Annotated in this window: 20 protein-coding genes; 10 read left to right on the forward strand and 10 right to left on the reverse strand. The window is 66.2% G+C overall.

All coding sequences use genetic code 11. The features are described from left to right. Positions 1-249 precede the first annotated feature (249 nt). The 3 genes from purD to E3T43_RS11280 all read left to right on the forward strand — a co-directional run bounded on the left by purD (position 250) and on the right by E3T43_RS11280 (position 3,752). Positions 250-1,515 (forward strand): phosphoribosylamine--glycine ligase, encoded by a 1,266-nt coding sequence (purD, locus tag E3T43_RS11270; RefSeq protein ID WP_134472521.1) that lies wholly within the window; start codon positions 250-252, stop codon positions 1,513-1,515. 135 nt (positions 1,516-1,650) lie between these two features. After that, positions 1,651-2,628 carry a phosphoribosylaminoimidazolesuccinocarboxamide synthase gene (locus E3T43_RS11275; RefSeq protein ID WP_134443039.1) on the forward strand — a complete coding sequence of 326 codons (978 nt, stop codon included), beginning with the start codon at positions 1,651-1,653 and terminating at the stop codon, positions 2,626-2,628. Between the two features lie 251 nt (positions 2,629-2,879). Then, entirely contained in the window at positions 2,880-3,752 is an 873-nt protein-coding gene (locus tag E3T43_RS11280; protein ID WP_134443058.1) for a VOC family protein, read from the forward strand. A 37-nt stretch (positions 3,753-3,789) separates the two neighbouring features. Here E3T43_RS11280 and E3T43_RS11285 read toward each other — a convergent pair whose 3' ends face one another. After that, complete coding sequence (locus E3T43_RS11285; RefSeq protein WP_134472522.1) at positions 3,790-4,503, reverse strand: TetR/AcrR family transcriptional regulator; 714 nt, start codon at positions 4,501-4,503, stop codon at positions 3,790-3,792. A 96-nt stretch (positions 4,504-4,599) separates the two neighbouring features. Between E3T43_RS11285 and kynA the strand changes: the two genes are divergently transcribed. The 5 genes from kynA to purQ all read left to right on the forward strand — a co-directional run bounded on the left by kynA (position 4,600) and on the right by purQ (position 8,718). Then, positions 4,600-5,454, forward strand: a complete 855-nt coding sequence (gene kynA, locus E3T43_RS11290) for a tryptophan 2,3-dioxygenase (RefSeq protein WP_134472523.1) — start codon at positions 4,600-4,602, stop codon at positions 5,452-5,454. After that, complete coding sequence (locus E3T43_RS11295) at positions 5,451-6,365, forward strand: amidohydrolase (RefSeq protein WP_134472524.1); 915 nt, start codon at positions 5,451-5,453, stop codon at positions 6,363-6,365. The genes kynA and E3T43_RS11295 overlap by 4 nt, the downstream gene beginning before the upstream one ends. Next, complete coding sequence (locus E3T43_RS11300; protein WP_134472525.1) at positions 6,362-7,654, forward strand: kynureninase; 1,293 nt, start codon at positions 6,362-6,364, stop codon at positions 7,652-7,654. The genes E3T43_RS11295 and E3T43_RS11300 overlap by 4 nt, the downstream gene beginning before the upstream one ends. 84 nt (positions 7,655-7,738) lie before the next feature. Continuing rightward, a complete protein-coding gene (locus E3T43_RS11305; RefSeq protein WP_134443034.1) occupies positions 7,739-8,023 on the forward strand; it encodes a phosphoribosylformylglycinamidine synthase subunit PurS in 285 nt (94 codons plus the stop codon). Continuing rightward, complete coding sequence (gene purQ / locus E3T43_RS11310) at positions 8,023-8,718, forward strand: phosphoribosylformylglycinamidine synthase subunit PurQ (RefSeq protein WP_134472526.1); 696 nt, start codon at positions 8,023-8,025, stop codon at positions 8,716-8,718. Before E3T43_RS11305 ends, purQ begins: the two co-directional genes overlap by 1 nt. 102 nt (positions 8,719-8,820) lie before the next feature. Here the strand turns inward: purQ and E3T43_RS11315 are convergent, their stop codons facing one another. After that, entirely contained in the window at positions 8,821-9,687 is an 867-nt protein-coding gene (locus E3T43_RS11315) for an EamA family transporter (RefSeq protein ID WP_134472527.1), read from the reverse strand. Positions 9,688-9,988: 301 nt separating this feature from the next. On the opposite strand from E3T43_RS11315, the gene E3T43_RS11320 reads away from it, so the two are divergent. Beyond that, positions 9,989-10,450: a DUF3817 domain-containing protein gene (locus E3T43_RS11320; protein ID WP_134472528.1), complete on the forward strand. Its 462-nt coding sequence runs from the start codon at positions 9,989-9,991 to the stop codon at positions 10,448-10,450. Between the two features lie 69 nt (positions 10,451-10,519). Here E3T43_RS11320 and E3T43_RS11325 read toward each other — a convergent pair whose 3' ends face one another. After that, positions 10,520-11,758 carry an alcohol dehydrogenase catalytic domain-containing protein gene (locus tag E3T43_RS11325; RefSeq protein WP_241978951.1) on the reverse strand — a complete coding sequence of 413 codons (1,239 nt, stop codon included), beginning with the start codon at positions 11,756-11,758 and terminating at the stop codon, positions 10,520-10,522. A gap of 2 nt (positions 11,759-11,760) precedes the next feature. Beyond that, complete coding sequence (locus E3T43_RS11330) at positions 11,761-12,519, reverse strand: phosphonatase-like hydrolase (protein ID WP_134472548.1); 759 nt, start codon at positions 12,517-12,519, stop codon at positions 11,761-11,763. Positions 12,520-12,850: 331 nt separating this feature from the next. Here E3T43_RS11330 and E3T43_RS11335 point away from each other — a divergent pair, with 331 nt between their 5' ends. Continuing rightward, positions 12,851-14,437, forward strand: coding sequence for an AMP-binding protein (locus tag E3T43_RS11335; RefSeq protein ID WP_198414354.1), 1,587 nt, complete (start codon positions 12,851-12,853; stop codon positions 14,435-14,437). A gap of 19 nt (positions 14,438-14,456) precedes the next feature. On the opposite strand, the gene E3T43_RS11340 is transcribed toward E3T43_RS11335, so the two are convergent. From E3T43_RS11340 to E3T43_RS11365, 6 genes are all read right to left on the reverse strand, one after another. Continuing rightward, positions 14,457-15,824, reverse strand: a complete 1,368-nt coding sequence (locus E3T43_RS11340) for an NAD-dependent succinate-semialdehyde dehydrogenase (protein WP_134472530.1) — start codon at positions 15,822-15,824, stop codon at positions 14,457-14,459. A gap of 159 nt (positions 15,825-15,983) precedes the next feature. Beyond that, positions 15,984-17,171 (reverse strand): S9 family peptidase, encoded by a 1,188-nt coding sequence (locus E3T43_RS11345; protein WP_134472531.1) that lies wholly within the window; start codon positions 17,169-17,171, stop codon positions 15,984-15,986. After that, positions 17,168-18,151, reverse strand: a complete 984-nt coding sequence (locus E3T43_RS11350) for a hypothetical protein (protein WP_134472532.1) — start codon at positions 18,149-18,151, stop codon at positions 17,168-17,170. The genes E3T43_RS11345 and E3T43_RS11350 overlap by 4 nt, the downstream gene beginning before the upstream one ends. Beyond that, positions 18,148-18,522 (reverse strand): hypothetical protein, encoded by a 375-nt coding sequence (locus tag E3T43_RS11355; protein WP_134442732.1) that lies wholly within the window; start codon positions 18,520-18,522, stop codon positions 18,148-18,150. The genes E3T43_RS11350 and E3T43_RS11355 overlap by 4 nt, the downstream gene beginning before the upstream one ends. A gap of 208 nt (positions 18,523-18,730) precedes the next feature. Continuing rightward, positions 18,731-19,234, reverse strand: coding sequence for an SRPBCC family protein (locus E3T43_RS11360; protein WP_134472534.1), 504 nt, complete (start codon positions 19,232-19,234; stop codon positions 18,731-18,733). Between the two features lie 22 nt (positions 19,235-19,256). After that, positions 19,257-19,994, reverse strand: a complete 738-nt coding sequence (locus E3T43_RS11365) for a DsbA family protein (RefSeq protein ID WP_134472535.1) — start codon at positions 19,992-19,994, stop codon at positions 19,257-19,259. Positions 19,995-20,182 lie beyond the last annotated feature (188 nt).

Genomic DNA, 20,182 nt, shown 5'->3' on the forward strand with positions numbered 1-20,182 from the left:
TCAGGCGGCGGGCGTGTACTCCACGACGGCGAGAACGATGTTCGGGCGAACCTGGCGGAGATCCAATTGGTGCTCTGGGTGAGCGCGATGATGCGCGCGTCCGCGTCTGGAATCAGCGCGCGGTGCAACGCCTCGACGGCGGCTTCCAACCGGTAACCGGGGACGCTGACGGGGACGAGAGTCCGGGATCAGGGGCATGCCCATATCCCAGTGCCGTGGCGGGCCCGAGGCATCGGGTAGCCTGAGACCGTGAAAATTCTGGTCCTTGGTTCCGGTGCCCGCGAGCACGCCATCATCACCGCGCTGCTCCGTGAGGAGCCGCGGCCCAGCGTCGAGTGCGCCCCCGGCAACGCCGGAATCGCGGCCCAGGTGCCGGTTGTCGCTCTCGATCCGAACGACCCGGTCACCGTGACCGACTATGCGGTGCTGCACAGCATCGAGCTCGTCGTGATCGGCCCGGAGGCTCCGCTCGTGGCCGGTGTCGCCGACGCCCTGCGCGCCCGCGGCATCGCCGTGTTTGGACCGGACAAAGCCGCCGCAGCCCTCGAAGGCAGCAAAACCTTCGCCAAACGCATCATGGATGCGGCCGGCGTTCCCACCGGCCGTGCCGTGCGTGCCGGCACCCTGGCCGAGGCCGAAACCGCCCTCGACGAGTTCGGCGCGCCCTTCGTGGTCAAGGCTGATGGCCTCGCCGCGGGCAAGGGCGTGCTGGTCACCACTGACCGCGACGCCGCGATCAGTCACGCGACCTTCTGGCTCGAACACGGCAGCGTTTTGATCGAAGAATTTCTCGATGGCCAGGAGATTTCGCTCTTTCTGCTCAGCGACGGCGAGAACGTGCTGCCGCTCTCCCCCGCTCAGGACTACAAGCGCGCCCTGGACAACGACGCCGGCCCCAACACCGGAGGCATGGGCGCGTACTCCCCGCTGCCCTGGCTCGACGCCCAGTTCGGCAGCGAGAACGCGTTCGTCGACGAGATCATCGAAACCGTCGCGCTGCCGACCGTGCGCCAGCTCTCGGCCGAGGGCACCCCGTTCGTCGGCCTGCTCTACTGCGGCCTTATTTTGACGGATGCCGGCATTCGCGTCATCGAATTCAACGCGCGTTTCGGGGATCCAGAGACTCAGGTCGTGCTACCGCGCCTGGTCACGCCGCTCTCCGGGCTGCTGTTCGCCGCGGCGACCGGCCTGCTCGGCGGGCTGCCCCGGCCGGTTTTTTCGGCCGACGTGGCCGTCACCGTCGTTCTCGCGAGCGAAAATTACCCCCAAGAGCCGCTCGTCGAGCGCGAAATCACCGGGCTCGACGCCGCCCTGGCCGTGGACGGCGTCACGATCGCGCACGCCGCGACCCGGCTCGTTGACGGCGCGCTCGTGTCGACCGGCGGCCGGGTGCTCAGCGTTGTCGCTGTCGGGGCCTCCTTCGCCGAGGCTCGCGCCCGCGCCTACGAGGCTCTCGGGCACGTGTCCCTGGCCGGCGCGCACTTTCGCACGGATATCGCCGCCCGGGTCGCCTGAGTCCCCGCGCCGGTGCCGTCCCCACTCGTGCCGTGCATAACTGCTGCAATTTGCTGACGGGCGCCAGAACTCCCCCGTCCTTGCGGGGGCGCCGCCCGCCGAGCAGATTTTCAGCAGGAGTTGTGTGCACTGGAGATGCGGGAGAATGAACGGGTGAGCCAATCTGAGCACGAGTCCCCCGCATCCGCTGCCGCCGTCCTTGACGGGTGGACGCTCGTCTACTCGGGCAAGGTGCGCGACCTCTACGTTGAATCAAGCGGTATCGAGACAGCGGATGCCGCCCCCTCCCTCGAGACAGCCTCACGTGTGCTCGTGGTCGCCAGCGACCGGGTGAGCGCCTTCGACCACGTGCTCGAGCCCGGCATCCCGGGCAAGGGCGCACTGCTGACCACCCTGAGCCTGTGGTGGTTCGACCGGTTGCGCGACGTTCCCAACCACCTCGTCGCCGACCATGAATTGGTCGGCAACTCGGTGCGCGAGCTGATTCCCGCCGCCGTGGCCGGCCGAGCAATGCTCTGCCGCACCCTCGACATGTACCCGATCGAGTGCGTCGTGCGCGGCTACCTCACCGGCAGCGGCTGGAAGGAATACCTCCAGTCTCAGTCGGTGTGTGGCATTGCGCTGCCGGCCGGCCTGCAGAACGGCGACCGACTGCCCGAACCCATCTACACTCCGGCGTGGAAGGCCCCGATGGGTCAGCACGACGAGAACATCTCCTTCGAGCGCACGGTCGAGCTCGTCGGCGCGCAGGTCGCCGCCGAGCTGCGTGACCTGTCGCTCGCCCTGTTCGCTACCGCCAGCGCGATCGCGGAACAGGCCGGCGTCATTCTCGCCGACACCAAGTTCGAGTTCGGCGCCGACCGGCAGACCGGGGTGACCGTGCTCGCCGACGAGGTGTTCACGAGCGACTCCAGTCGGTACTGGGATGCCGAAGCCTGGAAGACGGGCACCACGCCGGAGACCCGGATGGCGAGCTTCGACAAGCAGATCGTGCGCAACTGGCTCGCCGCGCACTGGGACGGCGCCGGCACCCCGCCGGTACTGCCGAACGAGATCGTCGAGCAGACCGCGGCCCGCTACCGCGAGTTGCTTGAGCGCCTGTCACGGGCCTGACCCGTCGCGGCGCTGAGGCGTCTGTCGGCGCACGACGCCCTGCGCGCCGCAACCGGCGCGGCCCGCAGTCGGCGCAGCAGCAGTCGGCGCAGCAGCAGTCGAGCCGGCCCGCAGTCGAGCCGGCCCGCAGTCGAGCCGGCCCGCAGTCGGGGGGAGCATAACTGCGCGGATCGCGGAATAGCCCGGGCGACGCCTAAGTTGTGCCTGCTGTGACCCTAACTGCGAAAGATCTGCTGGCCGCCGACACCGGAATGGGCGCCGTGACCCTGCGCGTGGGCAGCCTCGACGCCATGATCGCGTACTACCGCGACATCGTGACCCTCGACCTCATCAGCCAGGACGGCCCCGTCGCCGTGCTCGGCCGCGGTCCTGTTCCGCTCGTCATTTTGCAGCACGCCCCCGAGCTCAGGGCCGCCGAACCACGCTCGGCCGGGCTGTACCACACGGCCATTCTGTTCGACACGCAGGCCGACCTCGCCGCTGCGGTGTACTCGATCGGCACGAAATCCCCCGAAACGTTCACCGGCAGCGCGGATCACCTGGTCAGCCAGGCCTTCTACTTCACCGACCCGGAGGGCAACGGCATCGAGTTGTACTGGGACCGCGATCGCACACTGTGGAGCTGGACCCACGGCCAGGTCGAAATGGCCTCGCTCTACCTCGATCCGAACGCATTCATTTCGGAGCATATGTCGGAGCGGCCGAGCACGGGACACGCGATCGTCGGCCACGTGCACCTCTCGGTTGGCGATGTCGCCAGTGCCCGCGAGTTCTACGTGAACCGACTCGGCTTCGAGGCGACCGCGAACTTCGGCCCCTCCGCCCTGTTCGTCTCGGCCGGCGGCTACCACCACCACATGGCCATGAACACCTGGGAGAGCTCGGGCAGCGGCAAGCGCCGCCTGGCCCTCGGTCTGGGCGAGGTCAGCATTATCGTGCCCAGCACTGACGACGTGGGTGCCCTCAACGAGCGCCTGGACCACTACAACGTCGACACCCGTCACGATGGGCAGACCCTCCGCTTCGACGACCCCTGGGCCAACCTCATCCACGTGCGCGCGGCGGATGTCGCTGAAACTCCAGGCGCCCCCGCATCCGCCACGGACCCCGTCGCCATGCCTTAACTTCCCGGAGAGCAACGAGCGACGCTTCCGGTGACGTTCAGCGGGCGGCGCGGGCCGCCCGCCGGGTGAGGCCGTGCACGGTCGCCTGGTAGTCCTTCACGTTGAGCGGGCGACCGGGCAGCTTCGGCCGGGGCACATCCGCCGCACGCAGGCCGTCGAGCACGATCGACAGCTGACGCCGCCACTGACCGGCGTAGCCGTCGCCGAGACTGCCGAGCGATCCGACCATCGTGACGAGCACGGCGAGATCGACCGCGTCGACGTCGCGGCGCAGGGTGCCGTCCTTCTTCGCACGAGCGACCAGGCTTGCGATGAAGCCGTCGAACTCGGCGGCCGGCCGTGCCGACGGGTCGAGCTGGGCCATGCGCCGCAGTATCGGCGGCAGCGACGGGTCAGCGACCAGCCATTCGGCGACCCGTTCGGTGTAGACGACGAGCGCGTCCCACGGTGTGGGCGCGGCCTCGATTTCGCCGCGCACCGCGTGTAACTCCGCCAGGGCCAGGTCGTAGAGGGTGCGCACCAGATCGTCTCTGGTCGCAAAGTTGCGGTACAGGGTAGCCACGCCGACCTCGGCCTGGCGGGCGATCTCTTCGAGCGATGCGTCGACGCCGTGCTGCGCGATCAGAGCGCGCGCGCTGATGATGAGACGGTCGCGGTTCAGCCGGGCGTCGCGGCGACGCGGCGGCGTGCTTCGCTCAGCAGCCGAGGCAGCCGGTACGCCATCCTGGGGCTTTCGGGTCGGCGAGGTCATGCGGTCCAGTCTAGAACTTCGCCCTGTGCGCTTCGCCCCCGGTGTTGCGCCCGCCGCCGCAACGTGCGCACAATTTGAACAAGCCGAACGGAACCCATGACCCTCAAAAACAACACCCGCGAGTTCGACCCCGAGATCGTCACCGATTTTCGAGAGAAGATGAGCTATGGGACCTACCTTGACCTTCCCGTGCTGCTCGCTGCGCAGAATCCGGTCAGCGTTCCGGAACACCACGATGAGCTGTTATTCATTATTCAGCACCAGACCACCGAACTGTGGCTCAAGCTCATGCTGCATGAGCTTCGCGCAGCCACCGAAGCGCTGCGCCAGGATCAACTCGCGCCGGCCCTCAAAGGCATTGCCCGGGTCAAACACATCCAGCGCACACTGACCGAGCAGTGGTCGGTGCTCGCCACCCTCACCCCGACTGAATACGCGCAGTTTCGGCACTTTCTCGGTAATTCGAGCGGGTTTCAGTCGTACCAGTACCGTGCGGTCGAATTCGCCCTGGGCAACAAGAACCGCCGCATGCTGACGGTCTTTGAAGCGGATGCCCCGGCTCACGCCCTGCTGACCGACATGCTCGAGGCGCCGAGCCTGTACGACGAATTTCTCCGTTACCTGCACCGCGCGGGCTTCGACATTCCGGCCGCCATCCGGGGCCGCGACGTCACCGAGGCCTGGACGTTTCACCCCGAACTCGTACATACTTTTCGCGGAATTTACGAGAACGCGTCCGAGAATTGGGCCGCCTACGAGGCCTGCGAAGAACTCGTCGACCTTGAAGACAACTTTCAACTGTGGCGCTTTCGCCACTTGAAGACAGTGCAGCGCATTATCGGTATGAAGCACGGCACCGGCGGTTCGAGCGGCGCAGCCTTTCTGCAAAAGGCCCTCGAGCTCACGTTCTTTCCGGAGCTGTTCGCGGTGCGCACGGAGATCGGAGCGTGACCGGCCAGTCCGTTCATGGGCACTTTCTGCACGGGCGGGGCGCGGTCTATCGGGGCTTTCTCGACGCCCACGTGCACCTGGCCCTGATTGATCCGGGCCAGCTGGTCGATGGCGGCATCGCCCGAGTGATCGACCTCGGCGGCTGGCTGCCGGACGGCAAACGCGAAGACATGCCTGATGTGGCATATGCCTACCAATTCCTCACGGCGCCGGGCGGCTACCCGAGCCAGTCCGGTTGGGCCGAACCCGGTTGGTGCCGGGAGATTGCAACAGCCGCGGATGCTGCGGCGGCAGTCGATTTACAGGCCGCGGCGGGGGCATCCGTTTTGAAGGTCACGCTGAATGCCGTGGCCGGTCCGGTGTTGAATGCCGAGGCACTGACCGCGGCGGTCGGTCGGGCCCACGAATGCGGGCTGCCGGTCGTGGCGCACGCCGAGGGCGCCGGGCAGGCCGATCGGGCCTTCGCCGCGGGAGTCGATGCGTTCGCGCACACGCCGTTTTCGGAGCGCCTCGCCGACGATCTGGTGACGGCAATGGCGGCCAGCATCACCTGGATCAGCACCCTGGACATTCACGGCTGGGGCACGCCGACCGAAGCCTTCGATATCGCCAGTGACAACCTGCACCGGTTTCACGCCGCCGGCGGGCGAGTGCTGTACGGCACCGACCTCGGCAACGGGCCGCTCCCGCTCGGCATCAACCGTCGCGAGATCAGCGCTCTGCTCGGCGCCGGGCTGACCCCCGACGACGTGTTGGACGCCCTGTGCCCGCGCGCACCGCTCGGTCTGGCCCTCGCCGATACGCGGGTGACCTTCATTCCCGGCGAGCGACCACGCGATCCAGACGAATTTACCGAGTGGCTCGGCAGCGCCCGCGCCCTCACCCACTCAGAACTCGAGGTACTCGAATGACGCCCACCCTTGCCGGAGCAACCGGCCTGGACGCCCAGCTCACCTTTGCGCGCCGAATGGACCGCATCGACGGCCTGGCGCACTACCGCGGCCGTTTTCTCGGCACCGACGCCGATCCCGAGACCGCCAACCCCCGTTCTTATCTCGACGGCAACTCGCTCGGCCGCCCACTGCGGGCGAGCGCCGAACGCATCGCCGACTTTCTGCAGCAGGACTGGGGTACGCGACTCATTCGCGGCTGGGACGAGCAGTGGATGGAGTTGCCCCTGCAGATCGGCGACGACCTCGGCCGGGCCTGCCTCGGCGCGGCCGCCGGGCAGGTGTTCGTCGGCGACTCAACGACCGTACTGCTCTACAAACTTGCCCGCGCCGCGGTGGATTCACGTCCCAACCGCACCGAAATCGTGCTTGACAGCGACAACTTTCCCACCGACCGCTACATTCTCGAGGGCATCGCGCGGGAGCGTGGCCTCACGCTGCGCTGGATCGACTCCGATCCGGAGGGTGGCGTCACGGCCGAACAGGTGCGCCAGGTCGTAGGGTCACAGACCTCGCTGGTGCTGCTCAGCCACGTCGCCTACCGTTCCGGTTACCTCGCCGACATGAGGGCGATCACCGCCATCGCCCACGAACACGACGCCCTCGTGCTCTGGGACCTGAGCCATTCGGTCGGTTCGGTTCCGGTGCAGCTCGACCTCTGCGACGTCGACCTCGCGGTCGGCTGCTCCTACAAGTATCTGAGTGGCGGGCCCGGCGCGCCGGCCTTCGGGTACGTCAAGAGTGACCTGCAGGATGTGCTGACCCAGCCAATTCAGGGCTGGATGGGAACGCAGGACATCTTTGAAATGGGGCCGGGGTATCGGCCGGCCACCGGCATCCGTCGATTCATGAGCGGAACGCCCGCCGTGCTGGGCATGCTCGCGATGCAGGACACGATTGCCATGCTCGACGAGGCGACGATCGAGTCGGTGCGCGCGAAGTCGGTGGCGCTGACCGAGTTCGCGATCACCCTCGTCGACGAGTGGCTCGCGCCGATGGGCGTCACCGTGGCATCGCCGCGGGAACAGACGCATCGCGGCGGGCACGTGACGATCAACCATCCGCTCATGCGTGAGGTGACCAAGATTCTGTGGGATAACGATGTGATTCCCGACTTTCGCGCCCCAAACGGGCTGCGGCTCGGGTTGGCTCCGCTCAGCACGAGCTTCGTCGAGACCTACGACGGCGTGGCCGCCGTACGCGACGTGCTGCGCGGCATTCTGCTCGGCCAAAGCGGGCTGAGCCAGTAGACCGGCGGGCCAGGTCGGGCTCGACCTGTAGAATTGTAGTGATTTGCCACGACTAATAGCCCCAGACTGTATGCGGAGTGCCCTGTGCCAACGATCGTCGTCGAAGTAATGCCCAAGGCTGAGTTGCTTGACCCCCAGGGCAAGGCCGTCGCCGGCGCCCTCGGTCGCCTCGGTCAGACCCAATCAGCGCTGGCCAACGTCACCGGCGTGCGCGTCGGCAAGCGCTTCGAGATTTCCCTCGACGGTGAAGCGGATGCTACGACCCTCGCCGCCGTGCGCGAGCTCGCCGACACCGTGCTGTCCAACTCCGTAATCGAGGATGTCGTCGGCATCCACGTGCAGGACGCCCCCTCGTCAGCGGTCGCCTGATGCGGATCGGCGTCGTCACCTTTCCCGGCTCGCTCGATGATCGTGACGCTGCGCGCGCGATTCGTCTCGCCGGCGCCGACGCCGTAGCCCTCTGGCACGGCGACCACGACCTGCACGGCGTCGACGCCATCGTGCTGCCCGGCGGATTCAGCTACGGCGATTACCTGCGGGCCGGCGCCATCGCAAGCCTTTCGCCAATCATGACCGAGGTCATCGACGCGGCCAACAAGGGCATGCCGGTGCTGGGAATCTGCAACGGATTCCAGATGCTCACCGAGGCCCACCTGCTCGACGGCGGACTTATTCGCAACGACAAGGGCCGCTTCATCTGCCGGGACCAGGGCTTGCGCATCGAGAACAACGCGAGCGACTGGACCAACGGTTTCGAAGCCAACGCCGAAATCGTCATTCCGCTCAAGAACGGCGAGGGCTCGTTCATGGCCTCGGCCGAGACCCTCAAAATACTCGAGGGTGAAGGCCGCATCGTAGCTCGCTACCTCGGAAACCCGAACGGGTCACTGAACGACATTGCCGGCGTGACCAACGCCCGCGGCAACGTCGTCGGCCTCATGCCACACCCCGAGCACGCCGTCGAGGCCGGCTTCGGGCCCGACACCGACGCGGCGATGGCCAGCGGTATTGACGGCCTCACGTTCTTCACCTCGGTCATCGCGCGGACGCTCGTCGGCGCGTAGCCGCGCTGCGTCGGTTCGGCCAGATAGCCGCGCCCGCGCTCGCCTCATCACGTTCGGGCGCGGCATCCGCTTGGCGAGGCATCCGCTTGGCGAGCCGGGCAGCTAGCCGTTGGCGGCGATGGCGGCGACCGCGGCCAGGGCGAGGCCCATGCCGGCGACCTGCCAGCCGCCGACCCGTTCCTTGAGTACGAGCACCGCGAGCAGCACGGTCACGGCCGGGTAGAGCGCCACGAGTACCGACACCAGCGACAGCAGGCCACCCTGCAGCGCGTAGAGCAGCGTGATCGTGGCAATGACGTCGAGCGTCGCCACGAGTACGGCGAGGCCGAGAATCGTCAGCGGCGGCCTGCCCAACTGCCGGGTTCCAATCGCCACCGCGATGACGATCACGGATGCCACGGTGCGCGCCACCACCAGCGGCCACAGCCCGGTGCCGACCTCAATCTCGTTGGTGAAGATAAAACTCAGGGCGAAGCAGACGCCGGATCCCACCGTGAACCAGGCCACCCGGCGGGTGAACCGCGGAGCATTGGCCCCGGAAACGGTGTGGTCTTCGACCCCCTTCGGCTCGCGGCTCACCATGATCACCGCGACGATCGCCAGCGCAATTCCGGCGTAGGAGATGCCCGAGGGCCGCTCCCCGATCAGCACTCCGACAATGACCGGAATTCCGGCGACGATCACGGCGGTCAGCGGCGACACCACGCTCATCGGCCCCTCGGCGAGGGCGATGTAGAACCACCACATGGCCAGGGCCATCACCACGCCGGACGCCGCGCCGAACAGCATCGACCGCCAGGAGAACTCGCCGCCGACGAACGCGGCAGCGACGGCGATAATCAGGGCCGAGATCGGATACGACAGGAGGACGACCCGGAGTGCGGCCACCCGGCGGGACGCGATGCCGCCGAGAAAGTCGCTCATACCATAGGCCGCGGCCGAAACGAGGGCGAGCACGACCCCGATCATGCCGCAGCCGGGCGGTTAGGGCGGGGCGAAAGCGTGCGCATGGGTTCACGGTAGCAGCGGCCGGGTACGGCGATGCGCATCCACTTGTAGCGCCCGAACTTGCTGACCAGCCGGAACCGATCGAGCTGATCAGCAGCGCGGCCATCATCGGGATCATCAGGAACCCGGCCGCGGTTGCGCAACTGCAAGTTTCTAGTGATGCATGTTTCTTGGCGAACGCTCAGGCGTGCCCGCCGGGGGTTGTTCAGCTGCGGCTGCGACGATGGGAATGCCCCTGCCCTGCCCTGAGTTGAAAGTCACCATGACCCCGCGCCTGCTGTTTCGTTCCGTCGCCATTGCCGAAGCCATTACCTGGGCGCTGCTGCTCACCGGGATGTTCCTGAAATATGTCCTTCAGGTCGGGGAGCTCGGGGTGCAGATCGGCGGGTTCCTGCACGGCCTCGTCTTCATCGCCTTCGGCCTGACGGCCGGGTTCGTCGGCGTCAACCAGCACTGGGGCCCGAAGCTCACCGCGATCGCCATGGTCACCGCGATCATTCCGTTCGTCACGATCTCCCTCGACCGCGGGCTGGAGAAGAAGGGCCGGCTCGACGGCGATTGGCGCCGTACTCGCACCGATGATACCCGCGATCAGACCCGGGTGAGCGCCCTGCTCCGCTGGGTGCTGGCCCGCCCGGTGCTGCTCGTGACAGCCATGGCGGTCGCCCTGGTGTCGATCATGGCCACGCTGCTCACACTTGGCCCGCCCGGCGGCGCCAGCTAGCCTCCCCTCAATACGGATTCAATGGGGACGGGGCCTGTTCACAGCGATGGAGCGAAACGGCGGGGCAGGTCAGCCGAGAGTAGCGGGCTGCTGCGGGGTGATTCCGACGCGGGGGTAGCGGGCGGTGGCGGCCTTCAAGAGGGCAGAATCCGCTTTCTCGAGGGGAAACGTCGTCCCCACCAGCGCCGAAAACGGATGCCGATGCCAGCCGCCGCTCAGATAGGTCACCGCCTGCTGCAGATCGGCCGGCGTGTAGTTGTGCACACCGCGCAGCGTAATCAGGCGGCGCACCATCGACTCCGGGTCGAGCAGCACCGGCTCCCCCGGAGAAACGCTCCCGACCAGCACGACGACTCCGCCGATGCCGATCAGGTCGATGACGGTCTGCACGGCCGTTTGGGCACCGCTCAGTTCCAGCGCGATCGTCGGCTCGGCCGCACCGGTATCCTGCAGCGCGGCGAGAACGCTCGCCACCCCGGTCGGCGACTCGCCGGGCGCACCCGGGTCTGCAACGGCGGCCGCTCCGAAGGCCAGCGCGAGCTGGCGCCGCGCAGCATCCGGGTCGCTCACGACCACGCTGGCACCGGCATCCGTCGCCATGGCGCAGGCCGTCAACCCGAGCATCCCCGCACCGGTTACCAGCACCGTGGCTCCGGCCAGCGGCACCAAAGCGGATGCCGCAGCCAGCGCGGCGACGACCGTCGCGGTCGCGCAGGAGGCCGGCGCGAGCACCGACGCCGGAACCTGCTCGTCCACCACCACGATCGCCGTGCCGGCACACACCTGCACGTGGGTGGCGAAGCCGCCGCTGAGTTCCCAGCCCCGCTGCATCCGTTCGTGGCCGTATTTGGCCAGGTCGAGGCATTTCTGCGGGACTCCGCGGCGGCAACGGGGGCACGTTCCACAGCTCACGGTGACCGACCACACCACGCGCTGCCCCACCCGCAGAGGCATTCCATTTGCGGCATATGCCGGGTCGCCGGTCGCGACGATGCGACCGACCTGCTCGTGGCCGAGCACGAGCGGCTTCGCGGCCGGGCGGTGCCCCAGCGCCGTATGCACGTCGGATCCGCAGACGGTCGCCAACTCCACCTCGACCAGCACGTCGCCGGGACGCAGCAGCACTCCCGGCACCGCCACGCACTCCAGCGGCAGGCCTGCTCCCAACCAGACCATCGCCTCGGCGGTGCGCGGCAGCACGATCTCGCGGCCGAGCCGGTAGCCGCTCACCGGCAGTACATCCCCGGCAGCGGTCGCCAGCATCCCGTCCGTCGACGGTGGCCTCGAGTGCGGGTCCGATTTCGACATGACTACTCGATCGTTTCCTCACGCAGGCCGAGCAGCTCGGCGAGGTCGGCCACGCTGTCAATGACCACGTCAGCCCCGGCATCCTCCAGGGTCTCGGTGTCATGGGTACCGGTGCGCACGCCGACCACGAGTCCAGCGCCCGCACTCAGCCCGGAGAGCATGTCGCTGGCGGTGCCTCCCACGACGACCATCGCCGCAACGCTGGACGTACCGGTGCGTAATAAGGCGGTGAGCGGCAGGTCAGGATAGGGGCGGCCGCGACCGGCTTCGGCCGGGCACAGGCTCACATCGATCAGATCGCTCCAGCCCAGGGCGTCAATCAGCGTGTCCTGGGTCGCGCGGGAGAAACCGGTGACCAGGGCAATTTTCAGGCCGTTGTCGCGCAGCTCCTGAAACAGGTCGGACGTACCATCGATCGCGCTCACCCCGACCCGCTCGACGAGTTCACCGTAGGCGGTTTCAAAGGCTTCCGTGGCCGCCAGGGCATCCTCTTCGGAGTCGGTCAGTTCGCGAAAGACATCCAGCTTGGACTGGCCCATGGTTTCACGCACGAAGGCGACGGCCTCTTCCAACGCGTCGGCGGTGTCGGCGATGCCGCTGCGTTGCGCTGCCAGCACAAACGCCCGCTCGACGAGTCCGTTGTCGCTCACGGTGGTGCCGGCCATGTCGAAGACGACGAGTTCAACCTCGACGTCGTCCGGTTCGAAATCATCGAGGTCGAGGTCTGAGTCCAGGTCGGGAGAGAGCGGTGCAGTACTCATGAAATGCCTTTCAGAGAGGTGATCGCAGACAGTAGAAATGACGTGCTCGCCGAGACCGGTCGTCACACCGATTCCGGTCGTGGCCGACGCCAGCGCGGCCAGGACGTTCTGCAACGCTAGGCAGACCACGCCAACAGCCAAGGCGACCCGGGTAGCCGGCAGGTGAACGCGCCATGGCAATTGGGCTCCGTGACACTCGGTCACCGCGCGACCTGCCGGTGAACGCGCCAGCTACATCTGGCGCCGAGATCGACACTTTCGTGACATGCACAGTTTCGCGCCAGCCCCGAGCGGTACGGTGAACCGCCGCACCCGATCAAAGGAGATCCCCGTGTTCACGAGCCCCTACGCTCCGGTCGAGATTCCCAACCTGAGCATTTTCGATTTTCTGTTCGGCGATTTGACCGAGGCCGAGCTCGAGCGCACCGCGGTGATCGACGGGGCCACGGGCGCGGCACTCAGCTATCGCACCCTCGTCGACCAGATCACCCGAGTGGCTGGCGCTCTTGCCGCCCAAGGCGTCGGCCCCAGCACGGTCATCGGCCTGCTCTGCCCCAACACACCGGAGTTCACCGCCGTCTTCCACGGTATTCTGCGCGCCGGCGCCACGGTCACCACCATCAATTCGCTCTACACCCCTGACGACATTCAGCGTCAGCTGGTCGACTCCGGCGCGACCTGGCTTGTGACCGTCTCGCCACTGCTGCCCGGTGCCACGGCTGCAGCGCACGCCGCCGGCATTCCCGACGAGCACATCGTGGTGATCGACGGCGAGCCGGGGCATCCGTCGCTGGCTGATTTGCTGGCAGCGGATGCCGCAGCGCCGGTCGTGACCATCGTCCCGGCCACGCACGTGGCCGTTTTGCCGTACTCCTCGGGCACGACAGCGGCGCCGAAGGGCGTCATGCTCAGCCACCGCAACCTGGTCGCGAACGTGCAGCAAGCGCGGGACCTGATCGGCGTCGTGCCCGAAGACAGGGTGCTCGCACTGCTGCCGTTCTACCACATCTACGGAATGACGGTTCTGCTCAACCTCGCCTTCAAACAGCGGGCCGCCCTCGTCACGATGGCGAAGTTCGACTTCGTCGAATTTCTACGAATGATTCAGGATCATCGCTGCAGCTACGTGTTCATCGCGCCGCCGATTGCGGTCGCCGTGGCGAAGCATCCGCTCGTCGAAAGCTACGACCTGTCGAGCGTGCACACGATCCTCTCCGGCGCTGCACCGCTCGACGGCACCCTCGCCGCGGCCGTCGCCGCCCGGCTGGACTGCCGCATTCTGCAGGGCTACGGCATGACCGAGGTCAGCCCGGTGAGCCACCTGATTCCGATCGACGCGCCGCACCTGTCGCGCGCCTCGGTCGGGGTGACCGTGCCGAACATGGACTGCAAGCTCATTTCGACCGAAACCGGCGACGAGATCGAGGTGCCCTCAGCGGGGGTGAGCGAGCCTGGCGAGTTGCTCGTGCGCGGCCCCAACGTGATGCTCGGCTACCTGAACAACGAGCAGGCCACCCGCGAGACCATCGACGCCGACGGTTTTTTGCACACCGGCGACATCGCCACGGTGAGTGCGCTCGGCGAGGTGACCATCGTCGACCGCAGCAAGGAGCTGATCAAGTACAAGGGCTACCAGATCGCGCCGGCCGAGCTCGAGGCGCTGCTGCTCACCCATCCGCGCATCAAGGATGCGGCCGTGATCGGGGTAGCGGATGCCGACGGCCAGGAAATTCCCAAGGCCTTCGTCGTGGCATCGTCCGCCGTGACAGCCGAAGAGGTCATGGCCTACGTCACCGAGCGGGTCGCCCCGCACAAGAAGGTGCGGGCGGTCGAGTTCATCGAAGCGATTCCGAAGTCGGCCTCCGGCAAAATTCTGCGCAAAGACCTTCGCGCGCAGGAGCATGCCGCGGCGGTTTAGCCGCCACGATCGGCCAGGGTCAGCCGATGCGGATGAGTTTCTTATTCACGAATTCGCTGGCACCGTAGCGCCCGAGTTCGCGCCCCATGCCGCTTCTTTTCACCCCACCGAACGGCAGCTCTGCGCTGCCTGCGCCGACGAGATTGACGTAGACCATGCCGGCCTCGATACGGTCGGCGACCCGCAGTGCCTGCTCGGGATCGGTCGTGAACAGGTAGGAGCCCAGTCCGAACGGAGTGTCATTGGCGAGGGTGATGGCGTCATCCTCTGAGCCTGCCCGGTAGACGAACGCTACCGGGCCGAAGAACTCCTCGTGGTAAGTGTCGTTGTCCCGCGTGACATCGGTGAGCACGGCAGACGGATAGAAGGCACCAGACCGCTTGCCAGTGGTCGCCAGGGTCGCGCCCTGCGCGACCGCGCGCTCTACCTGCTCCTCCAGATGCTCAGCCGCGCCGAGCGAAGAGAGTGGGCCGTAGTCTGCACCGTGAACGGTCGGGTCGCCGGGTGACATCGCCAGGATGGCGGCCGTGAACTTCTCCGTGAACTCATCATAAAGTTCGTCGATCACGATAAATCGCTTAGCTGCGTCGCAGGCCTGCCCGCCATTGCGGAGACGACCTTCGACGGCGGCATCCACTGTGGCGGCCATGTCGTCGGTGCTCAGCAGGATGAACGGGTCTGACCCGCCCAGTTCCAGCACGACCTTCTTGAGGTGGCGACCGGCCACCTCGGCAACGGCCGCGCCGGCACCCTCCGAACCGGTGAGGGACACGCCCTGTACCCGCGGGTCGGCGATCATCGTGGCGACCTGCTCGCTGTCCGCATACACATTGATGTAGGCCCCAGCCGGGAAGCCTGCGTCGTGGAAGATTTGCTCAATCGCCGCGGCCGACTCCGGGCACTGCGACGCATGCTTGTGGATGATCGTGTTGCCGGTCATGAGGTTCGGTGCGGCGAAGCGCGCAACCTGGTAGTACGGAAAATTCCACGGCATGATCCCAATCAGCACACCGAGAGATTTGGAGCGCATGAATGCGGAACCCTCGCCGCTGAGAAGGGTGATTGGTTCGTCCTTCAGAAATTCCTGTGCGTTGTCGGCGTAGTACCGGTAGATGTCGGCGGCGTAGTCGATCTCCCCGAGCGCTTCGTCGACGGGCTTTCCCATCTCGCGCACGATGATGGCGGCCAGCTGGCCGCGGCGCTCCTCATGCAGATCGCCGACCCTGCGCAGGAGCGCGGCCCGCTCGTCGGTTGAAGACTTCCGCGACCAGCCGACGTGGGCCTCGTCCGCCGATGCTATGACCTGCTCGACTTCATCATCCGAAATCTGGGGGTAAGTCTTGATGGTCTCGCCTGTGGCGGGGTTGACAACGGCGTGGTGGCTCACGAGCCACCTCCTTTCACAATCGGGGTGATCTGCCGGAGATTATCGCGTAGTACGAGCCAATCATGGTCGCGGACTTTGTCAAGGCGAATGAGGCCAGTGAACATCGAGCCGGCTAGTTTCGTCGCGGAGTGGTCCTCCTGTTCTGCTGGTTTGTTGCGCTTATTCCGAGCTGCGCGAGAGAGCCCTTGAAAGCTGTAGGCGATGCAGCCAATCGGATAGCGCGTCTTCCCAGAGGTGGGGGCTTCTGTTCCATTCGAGTGTGTGCGGAGCCGGGGGCAGCGTGACGAGCTCGACCAGCTCTGTGTGGGCATCCGCGAACGCCTGCGACAGGGTGATCGGAACGGATCGGTCGCCGGAACTGTGCAGTACCAGCGTTGGGACGTTGAGGTCGCGGCCGTTGTTGATCCAGTTCAAATCCGAGAGGCGCATCGACTCCTGCAGACCGGTTGCCCGTCGCCACAAGGAGCTTCCGAGCGCACCCAGCGCCAAACGGGTAACGGGTGCCGGCACGCGCGCTCGACGGCCGGCGGCGAGAATCGTCGACCGCCAATCCACGACCGGGGCGATGAGGCACAGCCCGGCGATTCGCTTCCGCTGCTGCGCTGACCGGGTGAGCTGCAGAGCGATTATCGCGCCCATTGACCAGCCAACGAGAATGATACTTTCGGCGCCGTGGGCCACGGCGTACTCGAGGGCCGCGTCGATATCGTGCCACTCGGTCTGGCCCAGCATCGACTTTCGATCGCGCGAGCTCGGGGCCTCCTGGTCGTTCCGGTATGAGACCACGAGCGATGTGAGGCCGGCACGGTGGGCGACCGGAACGCCGCGCAGCGGGCCCGCCCTGCTCGCGCCCTGCCCGTGGATGTGGATCGCCCACGTCGAGGTGGGTGGCCGGTCGATGGGGGCATCGAAGCGGTAAGCGGGCGCAGGACCGAGCGCGGTCGGGATGATGACTGCGGTGAACGGCAGCCCGACATCCACTGCTTGCGACGGTACGACACCGCTCCACCTCGCCGAGAGGCCCGCTCGCAGCCGACTGCCGCGCGAGCTGACGACCACACGCGTGACGATGGAGGCACGCTCATCCACGGCAAGGACTCCCCCGAGCTGTGCGTAGCCGCGGCCGGAGTCGAACCAGATCGCGTAGTGCCCCGGCGCCCGTGTCGCCTCGTTCAACGACAGGGTCACGGTGGCAGTCGACGACGAGACATTATCGACCGCGAGAACGCGGAGTCGTTCGCGCCTGGGCGCATCCGTTCTCACGATCTGTCTGACGACGGCAAGACTCGCAATCATGAGACCGCTGGCGGCGAGACCCCCTGCGGTCAGCAGGTAGCCCAGTTTCACTCGGATGTCCGTTGCGCACCGATGCGCGTCTCGGTCGCTGTGAGCAACTCGAGATCCTCGTCCGTGAGCCGGTCGCGAGCACTCGGGTCGAACAGAAGAGCGTCACGGATCTCGACCAGCGTGCGGTGCACGACTTTGTCGACGTCGCGCGGTACCAAACCTGGGGCGTGGGGGTGAGACTCATCACGCAACTCAACGTGTTGGGCAGAGACCTCGATCCAGATGCGAGTGAGGTCGGGAAGAACCGCCTGCAGTTTCCGCCGGTCGATCGTATTGCTTACCCAACCCAGGATCGGCGGGAGCGATAATCCAAAGCAGAGGAGCAGAATCGCGGCCAGGTTCAGCACGTTGTAGGCACCCGCGAACAGGGCAAGCAGAGGCATCGCTCCGAAGACGTGCGCGAGATCCATGCCCACGACGCTGAGCGCGGTGAGGACGGCCGCTCCACAGCCGGTGCCCACGACACGGAATCCGAGTCGACGAGCGGGGGTACTCATGCGCCCCGCAAAGCGCAGGCAGATCGTTCCAGTCAGGGCCACGACGATGCCCAAATAGGTGAATTGGACTAGAGAGTAAGCGGCAGCTGCGGGTTGATTGCCGAAATCCCTCATGAACGTTCCCGAGGTCGTGGGCGCGTCGATGAAAACAAAGGTCGTCACCATCAGGCTGGCCGTGATGATGGCGCCGATCCGAAACGGCCTGGCCGTCGCGTGCGCGCGGCTCGGCGATGATGCTCGCAGAATGGCTCGAGACAGAAAATAAACGCCTAGGAGAAGGAGAAGGTTCGCGGGCAGGTCCGCATAGTTACGGCCTCCGAGGACCCCGTCTGCCGCGAAGTACACCGCGTCAATGTTCAGGGTCAGCGAGACCGCAATCATGACGGCGGCATACAGAATGCTCTGATCAGTGCGTCGACGGGTGCCGATCGCCAGCGCGCCCACGAGCCCCCAGAGTGCCACGGCGACGATCAATTGCATCATCCGAAAACTCCCTCGAACCCCTCGGGCTCTTTAGTGCTGGTGCGGATGGCGCTGGTCAGAAGGTCGGCCAGCGACTCTGCAGCGAATTCGAACTCGTCGCGAAAATCGGAACGTCCGAACGCGATTACCGGACCTTCCGCTCCGAGCATGCCGTGCAACGTCGGGTCGGCCACCTCGTCATGACGCAAGATCATGTGCGCTAACTCATGACAAACAATCTGCTGCCGATGATGTTCCGAATCCGTTTCGACGTGGAAGATCAGATCGTCGGTTTCGCGCGACAGCCAGAGCCCGCAAATCTCGGTTCCATTCAGTAGCGGCGAGGATGCGATCGAGATGTGGGTCTTTCTTGACTGCTCGACGAGGGACACAAGGCTCGGGATCGACACTCGGGAGGGAAGAACTAATGCCGTAAATGCGGCAACGGCTTGTTCCCGAGGGGTCCGGTCGCCCTCCGCGGACGAATCCCTAATTCTTTTTCTCATCAGATTCATAGATTACTGGGTTCAGAATTTCCCTGATCGACGTCTATGGCGCTGAAACACCGTTTAAAAGACAGCCTCTCCCCGAGCGGCCGGGTTATGGCTGGGCAGGCTCCCCTGCGTCGATGGAGACTTCGGCGATCCGCTTGATCGCGGCGAGGGTTTTCGGGATGCCATCGAGGGCCTGCTGGGTGCGGTCGGTGATCTCAGCATGCGCCTCTGCGCCGAACTTCTCCTCGAACATGGCGATCCCGTCCGGCAAGAACTCCCAAGACTCGGTGAGCATCGTGCCGGTCTCCGCGGCGGCGAAGCTGAAGCCCCAGCGCACGAAGCTGCCGCCCACCACCCAGGCAAACTCGCGACCGCGCTCTGCCGTCACCACCTCAGACCGGGTCTCCCAGGTCCGGTGTGGGAGCTCGTTGTGCCCGGTGAACCAGGCACCGACCCGACCGGCCTCGGCCTCGTCGTCCCACCAGCAGGACGTACAGACCGGGCTCCATTCGCCGGTGCGGGTGATGTCAGAGAGTAGGTCGTAGAGAAACGCGGCCGACGCCTCGACGATTATGGACTCCTGGTGGCTGAGGGTTCTCGTCTCATTCATGCATTTAACCTAATGGCGGGAGTCATTTCTGCTGCCGCCGGCTGCCGCCGTGCCAGTCTTCTTGCTTTCCGACCGTGTCCGCTTCGACTCCGAACGCCGCCAGCTGTGGCTGCTCGCGCAGGCTGCGCTTGAGCTCGGCAAAACCCGGGAAGCGGGACAGCCCCACCACGTGGTCCCACAACTCGACCGCCGAGTCCTCGGGGGGAAGCCGGCTGATCACCGGTCCGAAGAAGGCCACACCGGCGGGCGGCTCGAAGTGGATGATGGGCGTGCCCACGTCTTTTCCCGTCAGCGAGAGTGCCTCGTCCGTCTCCTGCTGGATCTCGATGTCCCATGATTCGTCGTCGAGAGCTTCCACCAGCTCGAGCGGTAGGCCCGCCTCGGCGAGGATCGGCTCCGCAAACGCACGCGTCCCGCGGAGCTCACGCACCTCGCCCTCGCTCCGATGGTCGTCTGGACCGGGGGCGGTGTCGAAGATGTGGGCCCCGAAGGCTGCGTACAGCGGCGCCATCGCCTCGCGGCCGTGCTCGGCGCGCGCGGCGGCGGCTACCCGCAAAAGCCGGAGCCCGGCGGTATGTCCTGCTTCGTACTCGGGAGGGAAGTGCGCGTCATAGTCGACGTGGGCGTTGATCAGGCGTAACGAGATGAACCGCCAGTCCACGGTGTAGTCGCGCTGCGCCTGCACCTGTCGCACCCACTTGCTGGTCATCCAGGCGAAGGGGCAAACCGGGTCGAAGTAGAAGTTGATGTCAGCGCCCATGCGTCCACCCTAGGTCAATGCCGGAAGCACGCCCAAGATGGACCGGGCGAGGTGGGCTCGACGTGTGCCTCGGGATGACGGATCGCTCGTAGCCCGCATTCGTTGTCGTGGTGCGTACACGGTAAGCGACCCGCTCCTCCACCTCGGGGAATGTCGTGCGAATGGGTTGGCGATCAGTGCCGACTGTG

It is taken from the genome of Cryobacterium sp. Hh7 (genome assembly GCF_004403155.1).
Taxonomy (GTDB): domain Bacteria; phylum Actinomycetota; class Actinomycetes; order Actinomycetales; family Microbacteriaceae; genus Cryobacterium; species Cryobacterium levicorallinum.